The sequence below is a fragment of the Neisseria sp. P0022.S010 genome, from assembly GCF_051956635.1.
This window is the reverse complement of the sequence record NZ_JBQCXF010000731.1, coordinates 1-1,103: the sequence shown is the minus strand read 5'-3', so window position 1 is coordinate 1,103 and position 1,103 is coordinate 1. Positions and strand designations below refer to the sequence as shown.

The 1,103-nt window shown below is 44.1% G+C and carries 1 protein-coding gene; it reads left to right on the top strand.

Annotated features, from left to right (window positions below):
* On the top strand, nt 1–846 hold an 846-nt coding region (secF, locus tag ACTHUT_RS21005; protein ID WP_440419739.1), incomplete at its 5' end, for a protein translocase subunit SecF.
* Nucleotides 847–1,103 lie beyond the last annotated feature (257 nt).

The following is a 1,103-nucleotide window of genomic DNA, read 5'->3' as shown; positions in this document are numbered from 1 at the left end:
GTGTTCTTTTTGGTAACCAAAGGCCTGAATTTCTCCGTCGAATTTACCGGCGGTACGGTAATGGAAGTCCAATATCAGCAGGGCGTGGATGTGAATCAAACGCGCGAACGCCTCGATACGCTGAAAATGGGTGATGTACAGGTTCAGGCATTGGGTACGAATAAACATATCATGATCCGCCTGCCGAACAAAGAAGGCGTAACGTCTGCCCAGCTGTCCAACCAAGTGATGGATTTGCTGAAAAAAGACAATCCTGACGTTACTTTGCGCCAAGTCGAATTTATCGGCCCTCAGGTTGGCGAAGAATTGGTTACCAATGGTTTGATGGCATTGGGCTTCGTAGTGGCAGGTATCATTATTTACTTGTCCATGCGTTTTGAGTGGCGTTTTGCAGTATCTGCGATTATTGCGAATATGCACGATATCGTGATTATTCTCGGCTGTTTCGCCTTCTTCCAATGGGAATTCTCACTGACTGTCTTGGCAGGTATTTTGGCAGTTTTGGGTTACTCCGTGAACGAATCCGTGGTTGTGTTTGACCGTATTCGTGAAAACTTCCGTAAGCCGCATATGCGCGGCCACACCGTGCCGGAAGTCATCGACAACGCGATTACCGCAACCATGAGCCGTACCATCATTACCCACGGTTCGACCGAGGCAATGGTTGTTTCTATGCTGGTGTTCGGCGGTGCAGCCTTGCACGGTTTCTCTATGGCGCTGACCATCGGTATCGTGTTCGGTATTTACTCTTCCGTATTGGTTGCCAGCCCGCTCTTGCTGATGTTTGGCTTGAGCCGTGAGAACATTGCCAAAGAAGTGAAGAAAAAAGAAGAAGTTGTAGTCTAAACACTGCAATAATTCGATAAAGGCCGTCTGAAAATTGTTTGAATCAGTTTTCAGACGGCCTTTTGTATTTAAATTTCAGAATATTTTGTTTTAATGAAATAGAAAGGGATAAATGTGAAAGAAAAAGAAAAAAATAGGAACAATATAATTTTGTGATGAATCAAGTTTATTGTCTGATATGCCCTTAATTGCTTGTCAGTCCCAATATTTTAAAACATAATACTTTTGCCCCCGATGCTGGAGTTTTACTACAAGTA